The organism is Streptomyces sp. PH9007, assembly GCF_059813725.1.
In genome coordinates, this window is record NZ_CM187440.1 from 2,197,909 (window position 1) to 2,216,325 (window position 18,417).

Genomic DNA, 18,417 nt, shown 5'->3' on the forward strand with positions numbered 1-18,417 from the left:
CCACAACCCACCAGAAGGTTGCCGGACCGCTCACTCCGGTTCGAGGAATTCCAGCCGGTTGCCGACCGGGTCCTCGGTGTGGAAGCGCCGGTACCCCGGCAGCGCGCCGTCCGGGACGACGGTGGTTCCGTGCGCGGCCAGCCGCGCGGCGAGCGCGTCGAGGCCGGTGACGAGGATCCCCGGGTGCGCCTTGCGCGCCGGCCTGAAGTCCCGTTCGATGCCCAGGTGCAGGACGCACGTCCCGGACCCGAACCAGCAGCCGCCGCGGGCCGCGAGCCCGGGCGGCTTGGGCAGCTCCGTCATCCCCAGGAGGCCGCCGTAGAACGCCCGCAGCCGGTCCTCGCTGCCGGGCGGGGCGGCGAGCAGGACATGGTCCAGCCCGGTGATCACGGCGCCACCGCCACGGCGAAGATCCGGCGGAACGGGTACGGCGTGACGCCGCCCGGCCCCGCCGGATAGGCGGCGCGCAGCGCGTCCCGGTATTCGAAGAGGAAGTCCACCCGGGCCTGCGGGTCCTCCTCCAGGGCGGCGAGCACGGGCCGCAGTCCGGTGCCCAGCATCCAGTCGAGCACCGGGTCCTCGCCGGTCAGCCGCTGGAGGTAGGTGGTCTCCCAGATGTCGACGTCCGCCGCCCCGCCGGGACCGGTCAGCGCCTCGGCGTACCCGGCCGGGCTGAGCACCGGGCGCGGCTCCCGCAGCACGCCGGCGAGCCGGTCGCGCCAGCGCGGGCTCGCGGCCTGTTCGCGCATGAGCACGTGGCTGGGGGCGTCGAAGTTCCCCGGCACCTGGAAGGCGAGGACCCCGCCGGGGGTGAGCCCGGCGATCCACGCGGCGAAGCGCTCCGGGTGCCCCGGCACCCACTGGAGGGCGGCGTTGGAGACGATCAGCTCGTGGGAGGCGGGCGGCGGGGTCCACCGTGCGAGGTCGGCTGGGGCGAAGGCCACCGAGCCGCCGCCGTCCGTGGGGCCGGCGTGGGCGGCGGCCTCGGCGAGCATCGCGGGTGAGTTGTCGTACCCGGTGATGGCGGCGTCCGGCCAGCGCCGGGCCAGCAGCCGGGTCGGCGCGCCGGGCCCGCAGCCGAGGTCGGCGATCCGGGGCCCCGGCGGGTGCCCGGGCAGCCCGGGCACCCGGGCGAGCAGATCGAGCAGCGGCCGGGCGCGGTGGCCGCTGTAGCGCTGGTACTGACCGGGATCCCACAGATCGCTCATGGTCCGACCCTGCCCGGACTTTATCTCGATGTCAAGATAAACGGCTTCAAGAGACTTCACGTCGACAGAACTACTACACTGCTCCCCATGAAGGACGAGGTCGATCGACTGGTCGCGGCCTGGCGCCGGGAGCGCCCCGATCTCGACGTGGAGCCGCTGGAGGTACTGAGCCGCGTCAGCAGGCTGGCCCGCCACCTCGACCGCGCACGGCGCCAGGTGTTCGCCGAACACGATCTGGAGTCGTGGGAGTTCGACGTCCTCACCGCACTGCGCCGGGCCGGCACCCCGTACCAGCTCTCCCCCGGCGCCCTCCTCACCCAGACCCTGGTCACCTCCGGCACCATGACCAACCGCATCGACCGGCTGGCGAAGAAGGGCCTGGTCGAACGGCTCCCCGACCCCAGCGACCGGCGCGGCGTCCTCGTCCGCCTCACCCCCTCCGGCCGCCACCACGCGGACGCCGCCCTGGCCGGCCTGCTCGACCAGGAGCGCGCCATCCTCAACGGCCTCAGCACCCCCGAACGCCAGAACCTGGCCACCCTGCTGCGCACCCTCACCGCGCCCTTCGACAACACCCCCGCCTGAGCCCGCGCCGCGCACTTGCCCTGGAGCGCACTCCCGTTCGTACGGTGGGGAGATGACCACCACCGCACAGCACAGCATCGGTTCCGGGTTCGGCGCGCACAGCACGGCGCGGGACGTCGTCAGCGGGATCGACCTGTCGGGACGGCTCGCGATCGTCACCGGCGGATCCGCCGGGCTCGGCCTGGAGACCACCCGCGCCCTGGCCGGGGCCGGTGCCCACGTCGTCGTCCCGGCGCGGCGGCCGGCGGCGGCGCGCGAGGCCCTCGACGGGCTCGCGGAGGTCGCCGAACTCGACCTCGCCGACCTGGAGAGCGTACGGCGCTTCGCCGACGCCTTCCTGGACACCGACCGCTCCCTCGACATCCTGATCAACAACGCCGGCGTCATGGCCTGCCCCGAGACCCGGGTCGGCCCGGGCTGGGAGGCCCAGTTCGCCATCAACCACCTCGGGCACCACGCGCTCGCCAACCGGCTGTGGCCGGCCCTCGCCCGGGACGGCGGCGCCCGGGTCATCGCCGTCTCCTCGGCCGGCCACATGCGCTCCGGCATCCGCTGGGAGGACGTGCAGTTCACCAGCGGCTACGACAAGTGGCTGGCGTACGGGCAGGCCAAGACCGCGAACGCGCTGTTCGCCCGGCACCTGGACACCCTCGGCCGGGACGCGGGCGTGCGCGCCTTCTCCCTGCACCCCGGGCCCATCATGACCACCCTCCAGCGCCATCTCGCCGCCCAGGAGATGACCGAGCTGGGCTGGACCGACGCACACGGCACCGTGCGCGCCGACTTCAAGACCCCGGCCCAGGGCGCCGCCACCCAGACCTGGGCGGCCACCTCCCCGCAACTGGCGGGCGAGGGCGGGGTGTACTGCGTGGACTGCGACATCGCCGGACCCGACTCCGTACGGGAGTGGGCCACCGACCCGGAGCAGGCCGCCCGGCTGTGGACGCTGTCGGCCGAACTCACCGGGGAGGACGCGTTCGCCTGACGGGAACGGGCGGGACACCGGGCGGCACAGCGGCGGACCGCACTACCGTCGCACCATGCGCACGACGACGGAAGAACGGCGGCGGGTACGTGAACTCCTCCTGCGGCGGGCGGAGCACGACCCGGACATCACGGCCGCCGCCCTGACCGGCTCGGCGGCGGCGACGCTCGCGCCCGAGCTGTGACGCGGTGCGCGCTCAGAGCGGGAGATCGTCCGGCAGCACCCGGAACGCCTTGTGCCGGCCGAGCGGCCGCACGGCCCGGAAGTCCCGGCGGTCGAGCGTGAGGATCGCGTCCGTGTCGTAGTCGGAAGCCAGCGCGACGTTCACCGCGTCGGCCAGGTCGAGGTCGAGTCCGCGGTACCGGACGCGCACGGACTGGGCCGCGGCCAGGTGGTCCTCGGTGATCTCGGGCACGATGACCCGCCCCTTGCGCATCCAGCGCCGGATGTCGTCCACGGAGGTCATCGCCGCCGCCCGCCCCAGCTCACGCGTGGCGACATGGTCCAGTTCCGCCAGGAGCAGCGGGGACATCACCAGCAGGCCGGCCGTCAGGATGGCCTCGTTGGCGGCCCCGTGCTCCGGATGCCGGCTGTCGAGAGCGGCCAGGAGCCCCGAGGTGCCGGCGACGACAATGATCACGCGGCGGCCTCTGAGCCGCTCTCCCGCGCCACCGCGTCGCTGACCGCGTCCCGGACCTCTTCCTTGCCCGGTGTGTGTCCCGGCCCCTCGTACACACGGGAGAACAAGGGCTCGTCCCAGACCCGGTTGGCCATGGCCGCGAGATGGATCCCCTGGCGGATGATCTCGGCCTCGCTGACGCCCCGCCGCCGGGCGGCCTCCTTGATGATCGCCAGGTCCTCGGGATCGGCGTAGACATTGGTCCGCTTCATCGACATGTACCAAGGGTAGTTCATACATCAGTTTGGCGTATGCTCACCGGCGTACCGGCGGGGAGGGAGCGCCACCCGGCGGCCGGGCGGTACCCGCTCCCCGGGCGCACCGGCCTCCCTTCCCCCTTCTCCAGGAGCACGTACGTTGTCACCGTCATCCGGCCCGGTCGCGGCCATGGAACGGCACCAGGTCCCCGTCTATCTGGGTGCGCTGGCCGCCGGTGGCCTGGTGGGACGGCTGGCGCCCGGCGCGGGGCCGGGCCTGGAACACGCCATCAACCCCGTCCTGGCCGCCCTGCTCTACGTCACCTTCCTCCAGGTGCCCGCCGCCGAACTGCTGCGTTCGCTGCGCGCGGGCCGTTTCCTGGCCGCCGCGCTGGTGGTGAACTTCGCGGTGGTACCGCTGGTGGTCGCGGGGATGTTCCCGTTCCTGCCCGAGGACCGGGCCGTGCGTCTTGGCGTACTGCTGGTGCTGCTCGCCCCGTGTGTGGACTACGTGATCGTCTTCAGCGGCCTGGCGGGCGGCAGCGCCGAACGGCTGCTCGCCGCCACCCCGCTGCTGCTGCTCGCGCAGATGGTGCTGCTGCCCGGCCTGCTGTTCCTCTTCATGGGCCCGGACCTGGGCGCTGTCGTGGAGGCCGGCCCGTTCGTCGAGGCGTTCACCGTGCTGATCGTCATCCCGCTGACCCTGGCCTGGCTCACCCAGGCGTGGGCGGCGCGGCGGCGCGCGGGACAGCGGGTCGCCGGGGCGATGGGGACAGCGATGGTGCCGCTGATGGCCGTCACCTTGCTGACCGTGGTCGCCTCGCAGGTGCCGAAGCTCGGCGACAACCTGGGCGATGTGGCGCGGGTGGTCCCGTTCTACGTTCTCTTCCTGGTCGTGATGGCCTTCGCCGGCCTGGGCGTCAGCCGGCTCTTCCGGCTGGGCACGGCGGACGGCCGCGCCGTCGTGTTCACCGGCGCCACCCGCAACTCCCTGGTCGTACTGCCCCTCGCCCTGGCGCTGCCCGACGCCCTGGCGATCGCCGCCGTGGTCGTGGTCACCCAGACGCTGGTGGAGGTCGTGGGCATGGTGGTGTACGTCCGGGCGGTGCCCCGGCTGCTGCCCGCCGGCGCCCCCGGCCGGAACGGGCAGCCCGGCTGACCGGGAGGGCAACGCCGCCCTCCCCCCGGCCGTCCCCCGCCGCCCTTGTGGCCCCGCGCGCCACCTCCGCACAATGGCACCCGTCGGGGTGGAACGCGCCGCCGACCGGCCACACAGGAAAGTACGACGGTGAACCGCACGGTGGATGAGGTCCCCACGGATCCGCCAGGACCCACGACGAACCCCCCGCCTCCACCCGCCGGACCGGACGGCCCACCGTCCCGCTCCGATCCGGCCCTGCCGCTGCTCACCCGGCTCGGCGCGCTGCGCGAGCGGATCGCCACCCTGGTCGAGCTGCGCTCCGCGGACGACCCCACGGCCGGTGACCCGCTGCGCGGCCTGCATCTGCCCCCCGAGGCGATCGGGCGGCTGCTGCGGGGCCGCCGGGACGAGGAGGTGGACGCGCCCCTCCCCGGCCCGGGGCCGCTCGGGCCCGCCGACCGGATCGCCACGCTGGCGCTGCGGATGCGGCTGTCCGACCTGGACACCGTGATCCTGCTGATCGCCCTCGCCCCGGACCTCGACCGGGACTTCGAGACGCTGTACGCCTACCTCAACGACGATGTCAGCCGTCGGCGGGCGACCATCGGCCTGGCTCTGGACGTGTGCGGCCTGTCCCTCCTGGACGCCGCGGCGCGCGACCGCTTCCACCCCACCGCGCCGCTGTCCTGGCTCGGCCTGCTGCGGGTGGAGGATCCCGACGCCCCGTTCCTGAGCCGCCCGCTGCGCGTCCCCGACCGGCTGGCCGCCCATCTGCTGGGCAACGACACCCCCGACAGCGCGCTGGACGGGCGGATCCGCGCGCTGCCGGTCTCCCCCGGCGCCCCGGCCGGCGGCGGCGAACCGCTGACGGACCGGCTCGCCAAACTGCTGACGCGGGAGACGCCGCCCCTGGTCTATCTGCGCGAGCGGCGCGAGGGTGACGGCCTGGCCTGCGCCGTGGCCGCGCTCACCGCCGCCGGCCGCCCCGCGCTGCACCTCACCACGGCGGACCGGATCACCCCGCACGACACCGCCCCGATTCCGCAGCTCCTCCTGGAGGCCCGGCTGCGGGGCTGCCCGATCGTGGTCTCCCCGCTGCCGGAGCGGCCCGCCGAGCTGATCAAGGCGCTCGACGTGGGCGACGTACCGGTGATCCTCACCGGGCCCGCCGCGTACGACCCGCAGTGGTGCGACCCCGACCCGCTGGTCCTGGACGCGCCCAGGCCGCGTTCGGACACCGCCGGGCTGTGGGCGGACGCGCTCGGCCTGGAACCGGGCGAGGACCCCGGCTTCGACCTCACCTCGACGGTCGCCGCCTACCGGCTGGGCGGCGACCGGATCCGCCGTGCCGCCCGTTCCGCCCTGGGTCTGGCCGCGCTGGAGGACACCACGCTGACCGCGGGCCATCTGCGGCTGGCGGCCCGGCAGCAGTCCGCTTCGGGTCTGGAACAGCACGCCCGCCGGATCATGCCGGACGTCGGCTGGAATGACCTGGTGCTCCCGGACGCCACCCGCGAGCAGCTGCACGAACTGGCGCAGCGCGCCCGGCACCGCGAACGGGTCCTGGGTGACTGGCGGCTGAGCGCGGGCGGCGGCCGGGGGCGGGGGGTGCTCGCGATGTTCGCCGGGGACTCCGGCACCGGCAAGACGCTCTCGGCGGAGGTGGTCGCCGCCGATCTGGGCCTCGACCTGTACGTCGTGCAGCTCTCCTCGGTGGTGGACAAGTACGTCGGCGAGACCGAGAAGAACCTGGAACGGATCTTCACCGAGGCGGACCGCACCGACGCGGTCCTGCTCTTCGACGAGGCGGACGCCGTGTTCGGCAAGCGCTCCGAGGTCAAGGACTCGCACGACCGGTACGCCAACCTCGAAAGCGCCTATCTGCTGCAACGGCTGGAGGCGTTCAGCGGCATCGCCCTGCTCACCACCAACCTGCGCTCCAACATCGACGAGGCGTTCACCCGGCGGCTCGATCTCGTGGTCGACTTCCCCTTCCCCGACAAGGACCAGCGGCTGGCCCTGTGGCGGCACAGCCTGACCCACGTACCGTGCGCCGAGGACATCGACGCGGCCCCGTGCGCGCGGGACTTCGAGCTGGCCGGCGGCGCGATCCGCAGCGCCGTCATGACCGCCGCCTACGCGGCCGCCGCGCGCGGCTCCGCCGTCACCTCGGAGGACCTGCTGACCGGCGCCCGGCGGGAGTACCGCAAGGCGGGACGTCTGGTGAAGGAGATCGGCAGCTGGTGAGCGCGCGGGCGCGGGGGCACCGGCACCGGCGGCAGTGCGGTTCCGCGCGCCGCCCATGCGGATCTCTTCCGTCTCCGTGCGAGTGACGCGGGGTGTGCCCGGTCCCGCCGGCCCGGCGGGGCGTGGCTGCATGGACGCGGACGCACCACCGCCCCGACCCGAGGAGCACCCCATGCGCACCGCGCGCGCCTCCCTCCCGCTGGCCGTTCTGTTCGCCGTCCCCCTCGCGCTCGCGCCCGTTCCCGGGGCCCACTCCGTGCAGCAGGACCCGCAGCCCTGCGGGAACAACGAACTCTGCTTCTACGCCGAGCCGGACGGCCACGGCGAGATCGTCTACCGCACTCCGCTCGCCGTGACCTGGACCCAGGACGAGGACGGCGAGTGGGAACCGTGGCGGATCGAGTTCGCCGACGTGGAGTCGATCGACCCGCCGTTCACCGCCGGTTCCGCCCGGGGACCGCTTCCGGAGGTGACGGACTGCGCGGTGGGCGCCTACCCGGAGCCGGACCAGGGCGGCGACGCCCAGTGGGTCGGCTCGTTCCTGGTGAACCTCGCGCCGGACTCGCGGGTCGGCTCCCTGGTCATGGACTGCGGCTGACCCGTACGGAGGCCCGCCCGGGCCACCGCCACCTCCACGACTCTCCCCCGCGCTCCGGTGCGGGGTGACGGCGCGTCGTGTATCCGCCGCCCCCGCCCGTGACCCGCGTGACCCCGTACGAACCCCCACCCCGAGGAGCACCCCCATGCGCGTCGCCCGCGTCGCCCTCCCGCTGACCGCCCTGCTCGCGGCCCCCCTGGCCCTCACCCCCCACGCCCACGCCGTGCACGCCCCGTACGCCGCCCACCTCCCGCACACCGCGCCGGGCGTGCCCGCCGCACGGGACGTGCGGCAGGACCCCGCGCCGTGCGGGTTCGACGAGATCTGTTTCTACTCCCAGCCGACCGGTCAGGGCGACATCGTGTACCGGGCCCCGCTGACCGCCGGATGGCACTGGAACGAGAACGGCGAGTGGCGGGTGCACGAGATCGAGTTCAGCGACGAAGCGGCGATCGACCCGCCGTTCACGGCGAGCTCCGCCCGTACCCCGCTGCCGCTGGACCAGGACTGCGGGATCCTCGTCTACCCCGAGGAGGACCAGGGGGGTGAGAGCCAGTGGGTCAACGGGCCGCTGACCCAGCTCGCCCTGGACTCGGAGATCCGCTCGATGGCGATGGACTGCGGCTGACCGGCACGCCCACCGCGCGGTGCCCGGGTGAGCGCGACGCCCCGGGCATTCGCGGGGGTCTCAGTCGGCCGGCGGGACGCCCGCGCGGCGGGCCAGCGCGACGGCCGCCAGGGTGGAGTGGACACCGAGCTTGCCCAGGACGTTCTGCATGTGGGTGCGCACGGTGTGCGGGGACAGGTACAGGCGCTCGGCGACCGCCTTGCGGCCCAGGCCCGACAACATGCAGCGCAGGACCTCCAGTTCCCTGGGGGTCAGTGAGGCGACCAGCCGCTGGTGCTCGGTGCGGTTGCGACGGTCGTGGGTGAGCTCGCGTAAGACGCCGGTGAGCAGGGCGGGCGGGACGTGGGTCTCCTCGCGCAGCACACCGCGTACCACCACCAGCAGCCTGGCGAGTGAACTGTCCTTGGCCACCCAGGCGTTGGCCCCCGCAGTGAGGGCCTGCGCGGCGCGCCGCGGGTCGTCGTAGGTCGCGAGCATCACGGGGCGCAGCTCACCGTGGCGCTCGCGGACGAGCGTGAGCAGGGTCTGCGACTCGGCCATGTCGACGTCCAGCAACAGGACGTCGTAGCCGGCCCGTTCCAGCTGGTGCACGGCTGCCGGAACCGTGCCGACGGCCGCCGCCTCCACATCGGTCTCCGCCGTGAGAGCGGTGGCCAGCGACTCGGCGAAGATGCGGTGCTCGTCCACCACCAATACGCGTATGCGATCCATTGGATTCCGCCCCCTGACGCGAACGGGCGGGCCTGGTGGGCGCATTCGGGTACGGCCGCCGCCGTCCCGTAGCACCCACCGCTCTCGCCCCCTGAAAAACAGCTGTCGGCCCCCACCGATGCTGTCCCTCCAATGTACGGGCGGAAACGTCTGGGTGAAGGGGTTTGACGGAAGTCGGCCATCCCGGAAAGGAGTACGAAGACGGAATCGCGCGCCCGGCGGGGCGCCGTGCTCTGCGCGGTGCGCGCCATGCGCGAGCGCTATTCATCCTATAGGCGGTCTTATCCGATGGAGGGGTGGTATACCGGCTCTCCGGGTAACATCCGCCGTGGACACTCTGCCCGAGACAGAATACGTACCCATCCGGTCGAATTCACTACTCCGCAAAACCGCTTATCCGCTCCTTCTGTTCGCTCTCGTCGCCACCGTCGCGTCCACGCTCGCCTTCGGCTGGGATCTGAGCACCGCCAGCATGCCCTTCCTCATCGGCACCATCGCGTACCTCGCCATCCTGGAGCGGCTGATCCCGCACAACCCGGACTGGCACCCCAGCCGCCGCGAGTGGGGCCGCTACGGGATCTACTACGCCCTCACCACCATCGGCAGCGTGATCGCCGAACTCGCCGTGCTCGCCGGGGTGGAGCGGCTGTCCCCCGACGTGCCCCGGTTCGGGCTCGCCGTCGAGATCCCGCTGGCGCTGCTGGTCGGCTCGCTGGCCAGCTACCTCATCCACCGCTGGGGGCACACCAACAAATACCTGTGGCGGCTGCACGGCGTGCACCACGCCCCGGACAAGGTGAACGTCGCCAACAACGGCGTCAATCACGTCCTTGACATCATGATCTCCCAGGGCATCGTGCAACTCGCCCTGGCCCTGGCCGGGTTCTCGGCCCAGGCGGTCTTCGCGGTCGGCCTGTTCGTCGTCGCGCAGGGCTTCTTCGTGCACGCGAACATCGACGTCCGCACCGGCTGGGTCGGCTACGTCCTCGCCAGCCCCGAACAGCACCGGCTGCACCACAGCACGGAACTGTCCGAGGCCGGCCACTACGGAAGCGACCTGTCCATCTGGGACAGCCTCTTCGGCAGCTTCACCTGGTATCCGGGACGCCGCCCCGAGCGGGTCGGGCTGCACGACCCCACGTCGTTCCCCCCCACCGACGCGGTGGTCGCCAGCATGATCCACCCGTTCCGGCAGGCCCGTCAGAGGGACAGGCGGCCCACATCGAGCTGACCGGGGTCACCGGCTCCGCGCTCGAAGGAGAACAGCATGGAGCACGGGTCCCGGACATCGACGCGCACCGGCCGGCCGAGCCGGACGCACAGGGCCCGTGCCACCTCGGTCAGGCGGGTGCGCTCCTCGGGGGAGTACGCCGGGAAGCGCGCCCAGCTCTTCTCCTCCAGCTCCCGCGCGATGAGCTCCATGAACGCCACCCGGGCCCGCTGCTCCTCCTGCGGGGACATCGGGGTGAGGATCACCTCGTCCGTCGCCCCTCCGTCGGCCGCCGCACGCACGTTGTAGAGATCGCGGATCACTAACTCTCCCGTCCCGTAAGCGAGTTGGACGGCGATCAGCGTACGGGCAGCCTCCGGGCACCCGGCGACGGGATGGCGGTAAAGATCCTCGGGGCGGCGTGCCCGGCCGCCCCGAAAGCGTCGGACACGGCCTTTCCGGTCACCTCCGCCGCGTCCTCCTCCACCAGGACGACGGCCGAGCCGCCGAAGCCGCCGCCCGTCATCCGGGCACCGAGCGCACCGGCGGCGGCCGACGCCTCGACCACCAGGTCCAGCTCGGGGCAGGAGACCTCGAAGTCGTCGCGCAGCGAGGCATGGCCCTCGAACAGCAGCGGGCCGATCTCGCGCACCCGGCCCGCGTCCAGCAGCGCGGTCACCCGCTCCACCCGGTGGTTCTCGGTGACGACGTGCTTCACCCGGCGGCGGATCTCCTCGTCGGACAGCCGGGCCAGGGCCCCCTCCAGCTCACCGAACGGGACGTCGCGCAGCGCCGCCACCCCCAGCGCCGCCGCGCCCGCCTCGCAGGAGGCGCGCCGCTTGCCGTACGCGCCGTCCGCGTGCGCGTGCTTGACCTGGGTGTCCACCACCAGCAGCCGCAGCCCCTCGGCGGCCAGATCGAAGGGGATCTGGCGCTGCGCCATGTCCCGGGTGTCCAGGTGCAGGGCGTGGCCCTCCGTGCAGCAGGCGGAGGCCATCTGGTCCAGGATGCCGGTCGGGGCGCCGACGTAGCCGTTCTCGGCGCGCTGCCCGATCCGGGAGATCTCCTCGCGGCTCAGCCCCAGGTCGTAGAGGTCGCTCAGCGCCAGCGCGGTGACCACCTCCAGGGCGGCGGAGGAGGAGAGCCCGGCGCCGACCGGGACGTCGGAGGTGTAGTGGATGTCCGCGCCGCCGACCTCGTGACCGGCCTCGCGCAGCGCCCACAGCACACCGGCCGGGTACACGGCCCAGCCGCCGACCGAGCCGGGGGCGAGGGTCGCGGGGTCGATGACCACCGGCGGGCCGGCTATCTCGCGCGAGTGCACCCGCACGATGCCGTCCGCGCGCCGCGAGACGGTGGCGGTGGTGCTGTGCGGCAGGGCGAGCGGCATGACGAAGCCGTCGTTGTAGTCGGTGTGCTCGCCGATGAGGTTGACCCGCCCCGGGGCGGTCCAGGTGCCCTCGGGGGCGGCCCCGTACAGCTGCTCGTGCGTCACTGGGTGCTCTCGCTCTCCTGCCGGCGCGCGAACGTCCACGCGTCCTCGATGATCCCGGCCAGATCGGTACGGGTGGGCTGCCAGCCGAGCACCTCGCGGGCGCGGTCGGCGGAGGCCACCAGGACGGCGGGGTCGCCGGCCCGGCGCGGGGCCTCGGTCTCCGGGATCTCGTGGCCGGTGACCTTGCGGGCGGTCTCGACGACCTCGCGGACCGAGAAGCCGTTGCCGTTGCCGAGGTTGCAGATCAGGTGCTCGGAGCGCTTGGCGGCGGTGAGGGCGAGCAGGTGCGCCTCGGCGAGGTCGTCGACGTGGATGTAGTCGCGCACGCAGGTGCCGTCGGGGGTCGGGTAGTCCGTGCCGAAGACGGAGATGCTGTCGCGGCGGCCCTGCGCGGTGCGCAGCACCAGCGGGATGAGGTGGCTCTCGGGGTCGTGCCGCTCGCCGTAGGCGCCGTGCGCACCCGCCACGTTGAAGTAGCGCAGTGAGACGGCGGCCAGCCCGTGGGCGGCGGCCTCGCTGGTGATCATGTGGTCGACGGCGAGCTTGGTGGCGCCGTACGGATTGGTGGGCGCGGTGGCCGCGTCCTCGGTGATGGGGGTGGTGGCGGGCTCGCCGTACACCGCCGCCGTGGAGGAGAAGACGAGGGTGCGCACGCCCGCGTCGCGCATGGCGGCGAGGAGTTCGATGGCGCCGCCGACGTTGTTGCGCCAGTACTTCGCGGGGTCGGTCACGGACTCGCCGACCTGCGAGCTGGCGGCGAAGTGCAGGACACCGTCGTAGGAGCCGTCCAGCCAGCGGGCGGCGTCCTGGACCCGGCCCTCGATGAACTCGGCACCGGCCGGGACGCCTTCGCGGAAGCCGGTGGACAGGTCGTCCAGGACGGTGACGCGGTGGCCCGCGGCCAGCAGGTGGGCGGTGACCACGCTGCCGACGTAGCCGGCACCGCCGGTGACCAGGTAACGGTTGCTCATGCGGTTGCCACCTCTCGCAGCCGGGCGGCGGCGGCCTCCGGCAGGGAATCACTGACGAACACATTCATACCGGACTCGGAACCCGCCTGGTACTTCAGCTTGTCCGGGCCGCGGCGGATGGTGAACAGCTCCAGGTGCAGGGCGAAATCGGCGCGCGCCTCGTCGGTGATGCCGCGGAAGGGAGCCTGGTGCCAGCCGGAGATGTACGGGGTGGGCGGCATGCCGGGGCCGAAGACGCGGTCGAAGCGGCGCAGGATCTCCAGGTAGACGGTGGGGAACTCCGCGCGCGCCGCGTCGTCCAGGGTCCGCAGGTCGGGGACGCGGCGGTTGGGGTAGAGGTGCACCTCGTACGGCCAGCGGGCGGCGTAGGGGACGAAGGCCGTCCAGTGCTCCGTGGCGAGCACGACGCGGGAGCCGTCGGCGCGCTCCTCGGCGAGCAGGTCGTCGTAGAGGTTGGCGCCGCCGGTGGCGCGCTTGTGCTCGGCGACGGCCGCCAGGGCGCGCTCGGTGTGCGGGGTGAGGAACGGGTAGCCGTAGATCTGCCCGTGCGGGTGCGCGAGGGTGACGCCGATCTCGGCGCCCCGGTTCTCGAAGGCGTAGATCTGGGTGACGGCCGGGTTCTCGGCGAACTCGGCGGTGCGGTCCGTCCAGGCGTGCAGGACGAGGGCCGCCTGCTCGGGGGTGAGATCGGCGAAGGAGCCGTCGTGGCGCGGCGAGAAGCAGACCACCTCGCAGCGGCCGAGGTCGCCGGAGAAGGACGGGAAGCGGTTCTCGAAGACGACGACGTCGTAGTCGGCGGCCGGTATCTCGCTCAGCCGCTCGCCCTGCGAGGGGCACAGCGGGCACTGGTCGGCGGGCGGGTGGTACGTACGGCTCTGGCGGTGCGCCGCGTATCCGACGGACTCGCCCCGCAGCCGGTCGCGGCGGATCTCGGAGGCGGGGGCGGCGAGCTCCAGCGGCCTCCGGTCGAGCGCGGTGCGGTCGGCGTCGTCGCGGGAGTCGAAATAGATCAGCTCTCGCCCATCGGCCAGCTTGACCGTGGTCCTCTTCATGCCGTCCTCACTTGCCAGCACCCACTCCAACAGAATCAAACATAATGAAGCATACCCCTGCAGTGGGCGTCAACCACATCGGTCGTGCCCCGGGGTGACGGCGGAACGCCGCACGTTCCCGGCCGCGCGACCCCGGCGACGGTGCGAGGAGGACGCGAGTCCGCCCACCGGCCGCACGACCGCACGGCACATCACTCCCCGGAACCGGACAGCAGGAACCACCACACGCTCGGGAAGAACAGAACTCCCCACCGGCCACACGGCGCGGCGCGCGCCCGCGCGGGGAAGGCGCAAGCGCGGGTGCGGGCGGGCGGATGGGGAGAAGGGGCGGGCGCGCGCCGGCCGAGACGCCGCCCGCGCGTTCAGGGGCCGCCGCGCCGGCCCGGCGCTCAGCCGGGAGGCAGCGGGGCGGTGCGGGGCGGGAGGTGGTTCAGCAGGCCGGTACGGACGGCCAGGGCCGCCGCCTCCAGGCGGGAGGCCGTGCCCAGTTTGGTCAGCAGCCGCTGGACATGGGTACGCGCGGTGCTCGGGGCCACCCCCAGACCGGCCGCGATGAGCCGGGTGTCCTCGCCCTCCACGATCCGCAGCAGCACATCGATCTCGCGCTCCGTCAGCAGGGACGCCAGCCGCGCGCCCTCCGCGTCCGGGCCGCTGCTGGGGCTGAGCAGTTCGGTGAACGCCTCCCGCAGCAGCGCGGGCGCCACCGCCGCCTCACCGGCCCGCACCTTGGCCATGGCGCGTTCGACGCCCTCGATGCGCTCGTCGTGGCGCACATACCCGCGCGCGCCGGTCGCGAAGGCCACCGCGACCCCGCGCGGGCTGGGCACCGGGCCCAGCACCAGCACGCCCACCCGCGGTGCCTCGCGGCGCAGCCGCTGCACCAGATCCAGCGCCCCCGGCGCCTCCGGCGCCGCCGAACCCAGCAGGCAGACCTCGGGCTGCTTGCCCAGCACCAGGTCCGCCGCGCGCCCGGCCGGCGCGCCCGCGCCCAGCACCCGGTGCCCGCGGACCCGCAGCGCGGAGGCCAGCGCCTCCGCCACCAGCCGCCGGTCGTCGACGACCACGACCCGTACGCTCATCGATAGACCAGCGCGGCGGGTGTGTCGGGCTCGTCGTGGGTGTAGTACCGCTCATTGACCATGACGAAGGCGCCGTTGTGCCACAGCAGCATCGTGTCGTCGTCGATGACGTCACTCATCATCGCCCATTCCACATCCCTTTGCGTGCGGTCCAGCGTCATCAGCGGGGTGGCTTCCTCGGTTTCGGGATCAATGGCGACCACCATGCCCTCAGTCTGCGAGTCGGCGGGCTGATACGCGAGCACTTGACCGTGCACGACCGCGAACGGCTTGATATAGCCGCCGCCGATGGGCTTCACGTCGTACAGTGCCGTCCCGGTGCTGAGGTCGAAGGCGACCACCGAGTTGCCGTCTCCTCCCACCGAGGGCTGCCCGGTGAGGTAGAGGAATCCGTCGGTGACCTCCGCGCCGCGGCAGTCGTCCAGGATGTTGACCCGGCACGGCCGCAGTTGCCGCTCCGGGTCGTAGTCGATGACGTGCGCGATCTCCTGGTACGCGTCGTCGATCACCCAGATCTGCTGCACCGGGCTCTCGGTCATCTCACCGACCCGGGTGGCGACCACCAGCGGGGCGATGGACAGGACGGCGTCGACGGTGAACGGCTCCCCCTCGTGTTCGGCGCCGAACTCCCACTCCCAGAGGTCCTCGCCGCCCGGCGCGGTCGCGCGGACGCTGCCCCGGTCGAACTCCAGCATCCCGCCGCAGGTCATCACGGCGATCAGGGTCTCGTCGATGTTGGCGTAGTTGCGCTCGCGGCAGTCGTCGTCCGAGCGCGGCTCCCAGATCTTCTTGGCGTCGGTGATGCTGTAGCCGGAGCCGCCGTTGGCGGTGCCGATCGCCACGATGTCACCCACGATCGCCGGGTAGTCCCAGCCGCCCAGCGAGCTGCCGCTCGCCTCGTGCCGCAGGGTGAACAGCTCCTCCCCCGCCGCGATGTCCACGACCGTCAGGAACTCGCACTCCAGGCCCTGGAGCACCGCCACCCGGTCCTCGGAGGCGGTGACGGACGCGTTGCAGCCGCCCTCGTGGTGCTCCAGCGGCACGGTCCACACCTCGGTGCCGTCCGTCAGGGCGTACGCGACCAGGCCCTGCGGCATCAGCCGCACCAGGTGGTCGCCGGAGATCCAGGTGCCGGATGCCTGGATCAGGCCGTCGCCGACCTCGGGGATGGACTCCTGCCAGGCCAGGGAGGCGTCGACCGGTTCGGTGGGCAGCGGCTCCTGTTCGCCGGGCGCGGCCTGCTCGCCGTTCCCGCCGTCCGCGCCCTCACCCGCGCCGTCGCCGGCGAGCAGCCACACCGTGCCGCCGCCGATCAGTGCGAGGGCGAGCAGCCCGGCCACACCCATCAGCGCCCACTGCCAGCCGGGCCGCCGGGGCTTCCTGACCTCGATGGAGCCCGCGCCGTACGGGGCGGGCGCGGGCAGCGGGGTGCCGGGCGCCGGGTGTGCGCCGGGCGAGGTCGGCGGGCCGAAACCGCCGGTCGGCGGTCCGGCCGGCGGGCCCTGCCCGGAGTCCGCCCCGTACCCCCACCCGCCGGACGGCGCGGGCGGCGGCGTGGCCGGGCCGAAGCTTCCGCTCGGGGGCCCGGCCGGTGGCGGGGTCGCCGGACCGTAGGGGGACGGCGGTGGTGTGGACGGCGGCTGGGACGGCGGTGGCGGCTGAGACATGGACTCCCCCTGGGCGGCGGCACGCCCGTTCTTTCTACCACCGAGCCCCGACAGGACGGACGGCCGTCCCCCGGCGCCCGGCCCGTCCCGACCGGTCTCAGGCGCCCTCGGACAGCTCCAGCCAGCGGGTCTCCAGCTCGTCCCGGCGTGCCGACAGCTCCCGCAACCGGCTGTCGAGGCCGGCCACCCGCGCGAAGTCCGTGGCGTGTTCGGCCATTTCCTTGTGCAGATCGGCCTCCTCGCCGTCGAGCCGCTCCAGTTGCCGCTCGATCTTCTGGATCTCCTTCTGCGCGGCCCGGGACAGCTGCGCCGGGGACGCGGCGGCCGGGGCGGACCCGGCCCCTCCCGCGACCGGCGCCGGCTGCGCCGCCTGCGGTGCCTTCCGCGCCGACCTGCGCTCCAGATACTCGTCGATGCCGCGCGGCAGCATCCGCAGCGTCTGGTCCCCCAGCAGCGCGTAGACCCGGTCGGTGGTCCGCTCCACGAAGTACCGGTCGTGGCTGATCACCACCAGCGAACCGGGCCAGCCGTCGAGCAGATCCTCCAGCTGGGTCAGCGTCTCGATGTCCAGGTCGTTCGTCGGCTCGTCCAGGAACAGCACGTTGGGCTCGTCCATCAGCAGCCGCAGGATCTGCAGCCGCCGCCGCTCACCTCCCGACAGGTCGCCGACCGGCGTCCACTGCCGCTCCTTGGTGAAGCCGAACCGCTCGCACAGCTGCGAGGCGGTCATCTCCCGCCCCTTGCCGAGTTCGACGCGCGACCGCACGGACTCCACGGCCTGGAGCACCCGCCACGACGGGTCCACCTCCCGTACCTCCTGGGAGAGATAGGCCAGCCGTACGGTCTTGCCGGTCTTGATCCGGCCCGCGGTCACCAGCGGCGAGCCGCCGCGGTCGCCTTCGGGGTCGGCGGCGGACTCCGCCATGGCGCGCAGCAGCGAGGTCTTGCCCGCGCCGTTGACGCCGACCAGGCCGATCCGGTCACCGGGGCCGAGCTGCCACGTGAGGTGGCGCAGCAGTTCGCGGCCCGCGCCGTCCTCCCCGCCGACCCGTACCGTCACGTCCTCCAGGTCGAAGACGGTGCGGCCCAGGCGGGCGTTGGCGAACTTCATCAGCTCGGCGGTGTCGCGCGGCGGCGGCACGTCCGCGATCAGCGCGTTGGCGGCCTCCATCCGGAAGCGCGGCTTGCTGGTACGGGCCGGGGCGCCGCGCCGCAGCCAGGCCAGCTCCTTGCGCATCAGGTTCTGCCGCTTGACCTCCTCGGTGGCGGCGACGCGCTCCCGCTCGGCGCGGGCGAACACGTAGTCGCTGTAGCCGCCTTCGTAGGCGTGCACCGCGCCGCGCTGCACGTCCCACATCCGGGTGCAGACCTGGTCCAGGAACCAGCGGTCGTGCGTGACGACCACCAGCGCGGAACGGCGGGTGCGCAGATGGCCGGCCAGCCAGGAGATGCCCTCCACGTCCAGGTGGTTGGTGGGCTCGTCGAGCACGACCAGGTCCTGCTCGGCGATCAGCAGCTTGGCGAGCGCGATGCGGCGCCGCTCGCCACCGGACAGCGGGCCGATGACGGTGTCCAGGCCCTGCGGGAAGCCGGGCAGGTCGAGCCCGCCGAACAGGCCGGTCAGCACGTCCCGCACCCGGGCGTCGCCGGCCCACGCGTGGTCGGGCAGATCGCCGATGACCTCGTGCCGGATGGTGGCGGCCGGGTCGAGGGAGTCGTGCTGGGTGAGCAGGCCGAGACGCAGCCCGCCCACGTGGGTGACCCGGCCGCTGTCCGGCTCCTCCTGCTTGGCGAGGACGCGGATGAGGGTGGTCTTGCCGTCGCCGTTGCGCCCCACCACGCCGATCCGGTCGCCCTCCCCGACGCCCAGGGAGATGCCGTCCAGGAGCGTACGGGTGCCGTACACCTTGCTGACGGACTCCACGTTGGCGAGGTTGCGGGAGGAGGAAGAGGGGGTGGACAAG

Annotated in this window: 20 protein-coding genes; 8 read left to right on the forward strand and 12 right to left on the reverse strand. The window is 73.2% G+C overall.

Annotated features, from left to right (window positions below):
• Nucleotides 1-30: 30 nt before the first annotated feature.
• Both ACTFAP_RS09845 and ACTFAP_RS09850 read right to left on the reverse strand, forming a co-directional pair.
• Nucleotides 31-390, reverse strand: a complete 360-nt coding sequence (locus tag ACTFAP_RS09845; RefSeq protein WP_500468827.1) for a VOC family protein — start codon at nt 388-390, stop codon at nt 31-33.
• Complete coding sequence (locus ACTFAP_RS09850; RefSeq protein ID WP_500468828.1) at nt 387-1,208, reverse strand: trans-aconitate 2-methyltransferase; 822 nt, start codon at nt 1,206-1,208, stop codon at nt 387-389. The genes ACTFAP_RS09845 and ACTFAP_RS09850 overlap by 4 nt, the downstream gene beginning before the upstream one ends.
• An 87-nt stretch (nt 1,209-1,295) precedes the next feature.
• On the opposite strand from ACTFAP_RS09850, the gene ACTFAP_RS09855 reads away from it, so the two are divergent.
• From ACTFAP_RS09855 to ACTFAP_RS09865, 3 genes are read left to right on the forward strand one after another with little or no spacing between them, the layout of a single operon-like run.
• Nucleotides 1,296-1,793 carry a MarR family winged helix-turn-helix transcriptional regulator gene (locus ACTFAP_RS09855; protein ID WP_400012260.1) on the forward strand — a complete coding sequence of 166 codons (498 nt, stop codon included), beginning with the start codon at nt 1,296-1,298 and terminating at the stop codon, nt 1,791-1,793.
• A 52-nt stretch (nt 1,794-1,845) separates the two neighbouring features.
• A complete protein-coding gene (locus ACTFAP_RS09860) occupies nt 1,846-2,778 on the forward strand; it encodes an SDR family NAD(P)-dependent oxidoreductase (RefSeq protein ID WP_500468829.1) in 933 nt (310 codons plus the stop codon).
• Nucleotides 2,779-2,833: 55 nt separating this feature from the next.
• Nucleotides 2,834-2,962, forward strand: a complete 129-nt coding sequence (locus tag ACTFAP_RS09865) for a hypothetical protein (RefSeq protein WP_500468830.1) — start codon at nt 2,834-2,836, stop codon at nt 2,960-2,962.
• Nucleotides 2,963-2,974: 12 nt separating this feature from the next.
• On the opposite strand, the gene ACTFAP_RS09870 is transcribed toward ACTFAP_RS09865, so the two are convergent.
• Together ACTFAP_RS09870 and ACTFAP_RS09875 are read right to left on the reverse strand one after the other, a co-directional pair.
• Nucleotides 2,975-3,418, reverse strand: coding sequence for a PIN domain-containing protein (locus ACTFAP_RS09870; RefSeq protein ID WP_500468831.1), 444 nt, complete (start codon nt 3,416-3,418; stop codon nt 2,975-2,977).
• The gene (locus ACTFAP_RS09875) at nt 3,415-3,675 is read right to left on the reverse strand and encodes a ribbon-helix-helix domain-containing protein (RefSeq protein ID WP_390121979.1); all 261 of its coding nucleotides are present in this window, start codon (nt 3,673-3,675) and stop codon (nt 3,415-3,417) included. The genes ACTFAP_RS09870 and ACTFAP_RS09875 overlap by 4 nt, the downstream gene beginning before the upstream one ends.
• Nucleotides 3,676-3,844: 169 nt before the next feature.
• On the opposite strand from ACTFAP_RS09875, the gene ACTFAP_RS09880 reads away from it, so the two are divergent.
• The 4 genes from ACTFAP_RS09880 (at nt 3,845) to ACTFAP_RS09895 (ending at nt 8,268) form a co-directional block, all read left to right on the forward strand.
• Complete coding sequence (locus ACTFAP_RS09880) at nt 3,845-4,813, forward strand: arsenic resistance protein (RefSeq protein WP_500469446.1); 969 nt, start codon at nt 3,845-3,847, stop codon at nt 4,811-4,813.
• A 141-nt stretch (nt 4,814-4,954) separates the two neighbouring features.
• Nucleotides 4,955-7,042: an ATP-binding protein gene (locus ACTFAP_RS09885; protein ID WP_500469448.1), complete on the forward strand. Its 2,088-nt coding sequence runs from the start codon at nt 4,955-4,957 to the stop codon at nt 7,040-7,042.
• Between the two features lie 172 nt (nt 7,043-7,214).
• A complete protein-coding gene (locus ACTFAP_RS09890; RefSeq protein ID WP_500468832.1) occupies nt 7,215-7,640 on the forward strand; it encodes a hypothetical protein in 426 nt (141 codons plus the stop codon).
• A gap of 145 nt (nt 7,641-7,785) precedes the next feature.
• Nucleotides 7,786-8,268 (forward strand): hypothetical protein, encoded by a 483-nt coding sequence (locus ACTFAP_RS09895; RefSeq protein WP_500468833.1) that lies wholly within the window; start codon nt 7,786-7,788, stop codon nt 8,266-8,268.
• 60 nt (nt 8,269-8,328) lie between these two features.
• Here ACTFAP_RS09895 and ACTFAP_RS09900 read toward each other — a convergent pair whose 3' ends face one another.
• Complete coding sequence (locus ACTFAP_RS09900; RefSeq protein ID WP_390121984.1) at nt 8,329-8,979, reverse strand: LuxR C-terminal-related transcriptional regulator; 651 nt, start codon at nt 8,977-8,979, stop codon at nt 8,329-8,331.
• Between the two features lie 328 nt (nt 8,980-9,307).
• On the opposite strand from ACTFAP_RS09900, the gene ACTFAP_RS09905 reads away from it, so the two are divergent.
• On the forward strand, nt 9,308-10,210 hold the full coding sequence (locus ACTFAP_RS09905; protein WP_500468834.1) for a sterol desaturase family protein: 903 nt from the start codon (nt 9,308-9,310) through the stop codon (nt 10,208-10,210).
• Here the strand turns inward: ACTFAP_RS09905 and ACTFAP_RS09910 are convergent.
• From ACTFAP_RS09910 to ACTFAP_RS09940, 7 genes are all read right to left on the reverse strand, one after another.
• A complete protein-coding gene (locus ACTFAP_RS09910; protein WP_500468835.1) occupies nt 10,180-10,512 on the reverse strand; it encodes a hypothetical protein in 333 nt (110 codons plus the stop codon). The genes ACTFAP_RS09905 and ACTFAP_RS09910 overlap by 31 nt on opposite strands.
• A gap of 35 nt (nt 10,513-10,547) precedes the next feature.
• On the reverse strand, nt 10,548-11,684 hold the full coding sequence (gene galK, locus ACTFAP_RS09915; protein ID WP_500468836.1) for a galactokinase: 1,137 nt from the start codon (nt 11,682-11,684) through the stop codon (nt 10,548-10,550).
• Complete coding sequence (gene galE / locus ACTFAP_RS09920) at nt 11,681-12,655, reverse strand: UDP-glucose 4-epimerase GalE (protein ID WP_500468837.1); 975 nt, start codon at nt 12,653-12,655, stop codon at nt 11,681-11,683. Before galE ends, galK begins: the two co-directional genes overlap by 4 nt.
• Nucleotides 12,652-13,707, reverse strand: coding sequence for a galactose-1-phosphate uridylyltransferase (gene galT / locus ACTFAP_RS09925; protein WP_400012247.1), 1,056 nt, complete (start codon nt 13,705-13,707; stop codon nt 12,652-12,654). The genes galE and galT overlap by 4 nt, the downstream gene beginning before the upstream one ends.
• A 389-nt stretch (nt 13,708-14,096) precedes the next feature.
• Entirely contained in the window at nt 14,097-14,786 is a 690-nt protein-coding gene (locus ACTFAP_RS09930) for a LuxR C-terminal-related transcriptional regulator (RefSeq protein ID WP_030735914.1), read from the reverse strand.
• Complete coding sequence (locus ACTFAP_RS09935; RefSeq protein ID WP_500468838.1) at nt 14,783-16,453, reverse strand: outer membrane protein assembly factor BamB family protein; 1,671 nt, start codon at nt 16,451-16,453, stop codon at nt 14,783-14,785. The genes ACTFAP_RS09930 and ACTFAP_RS09935 overlap by 4 nt, the downstream gene beginning before the upstream one ends.
• A gap of 97 nt (nt 16,454-16,550) precedes the next feature.
• Entirely contained in the window at nt 16,551-18,416 is a 1,866-nt protein-coding gene (locus ACTFAP_RS09940) for an ABC-F family ATP-binding cassette domain-containing protein (protein ID WP_500468839.1), read from the reverse strand.
• Between the last annotated feature and the right edge of the window lies 1 nt (nt 18,417).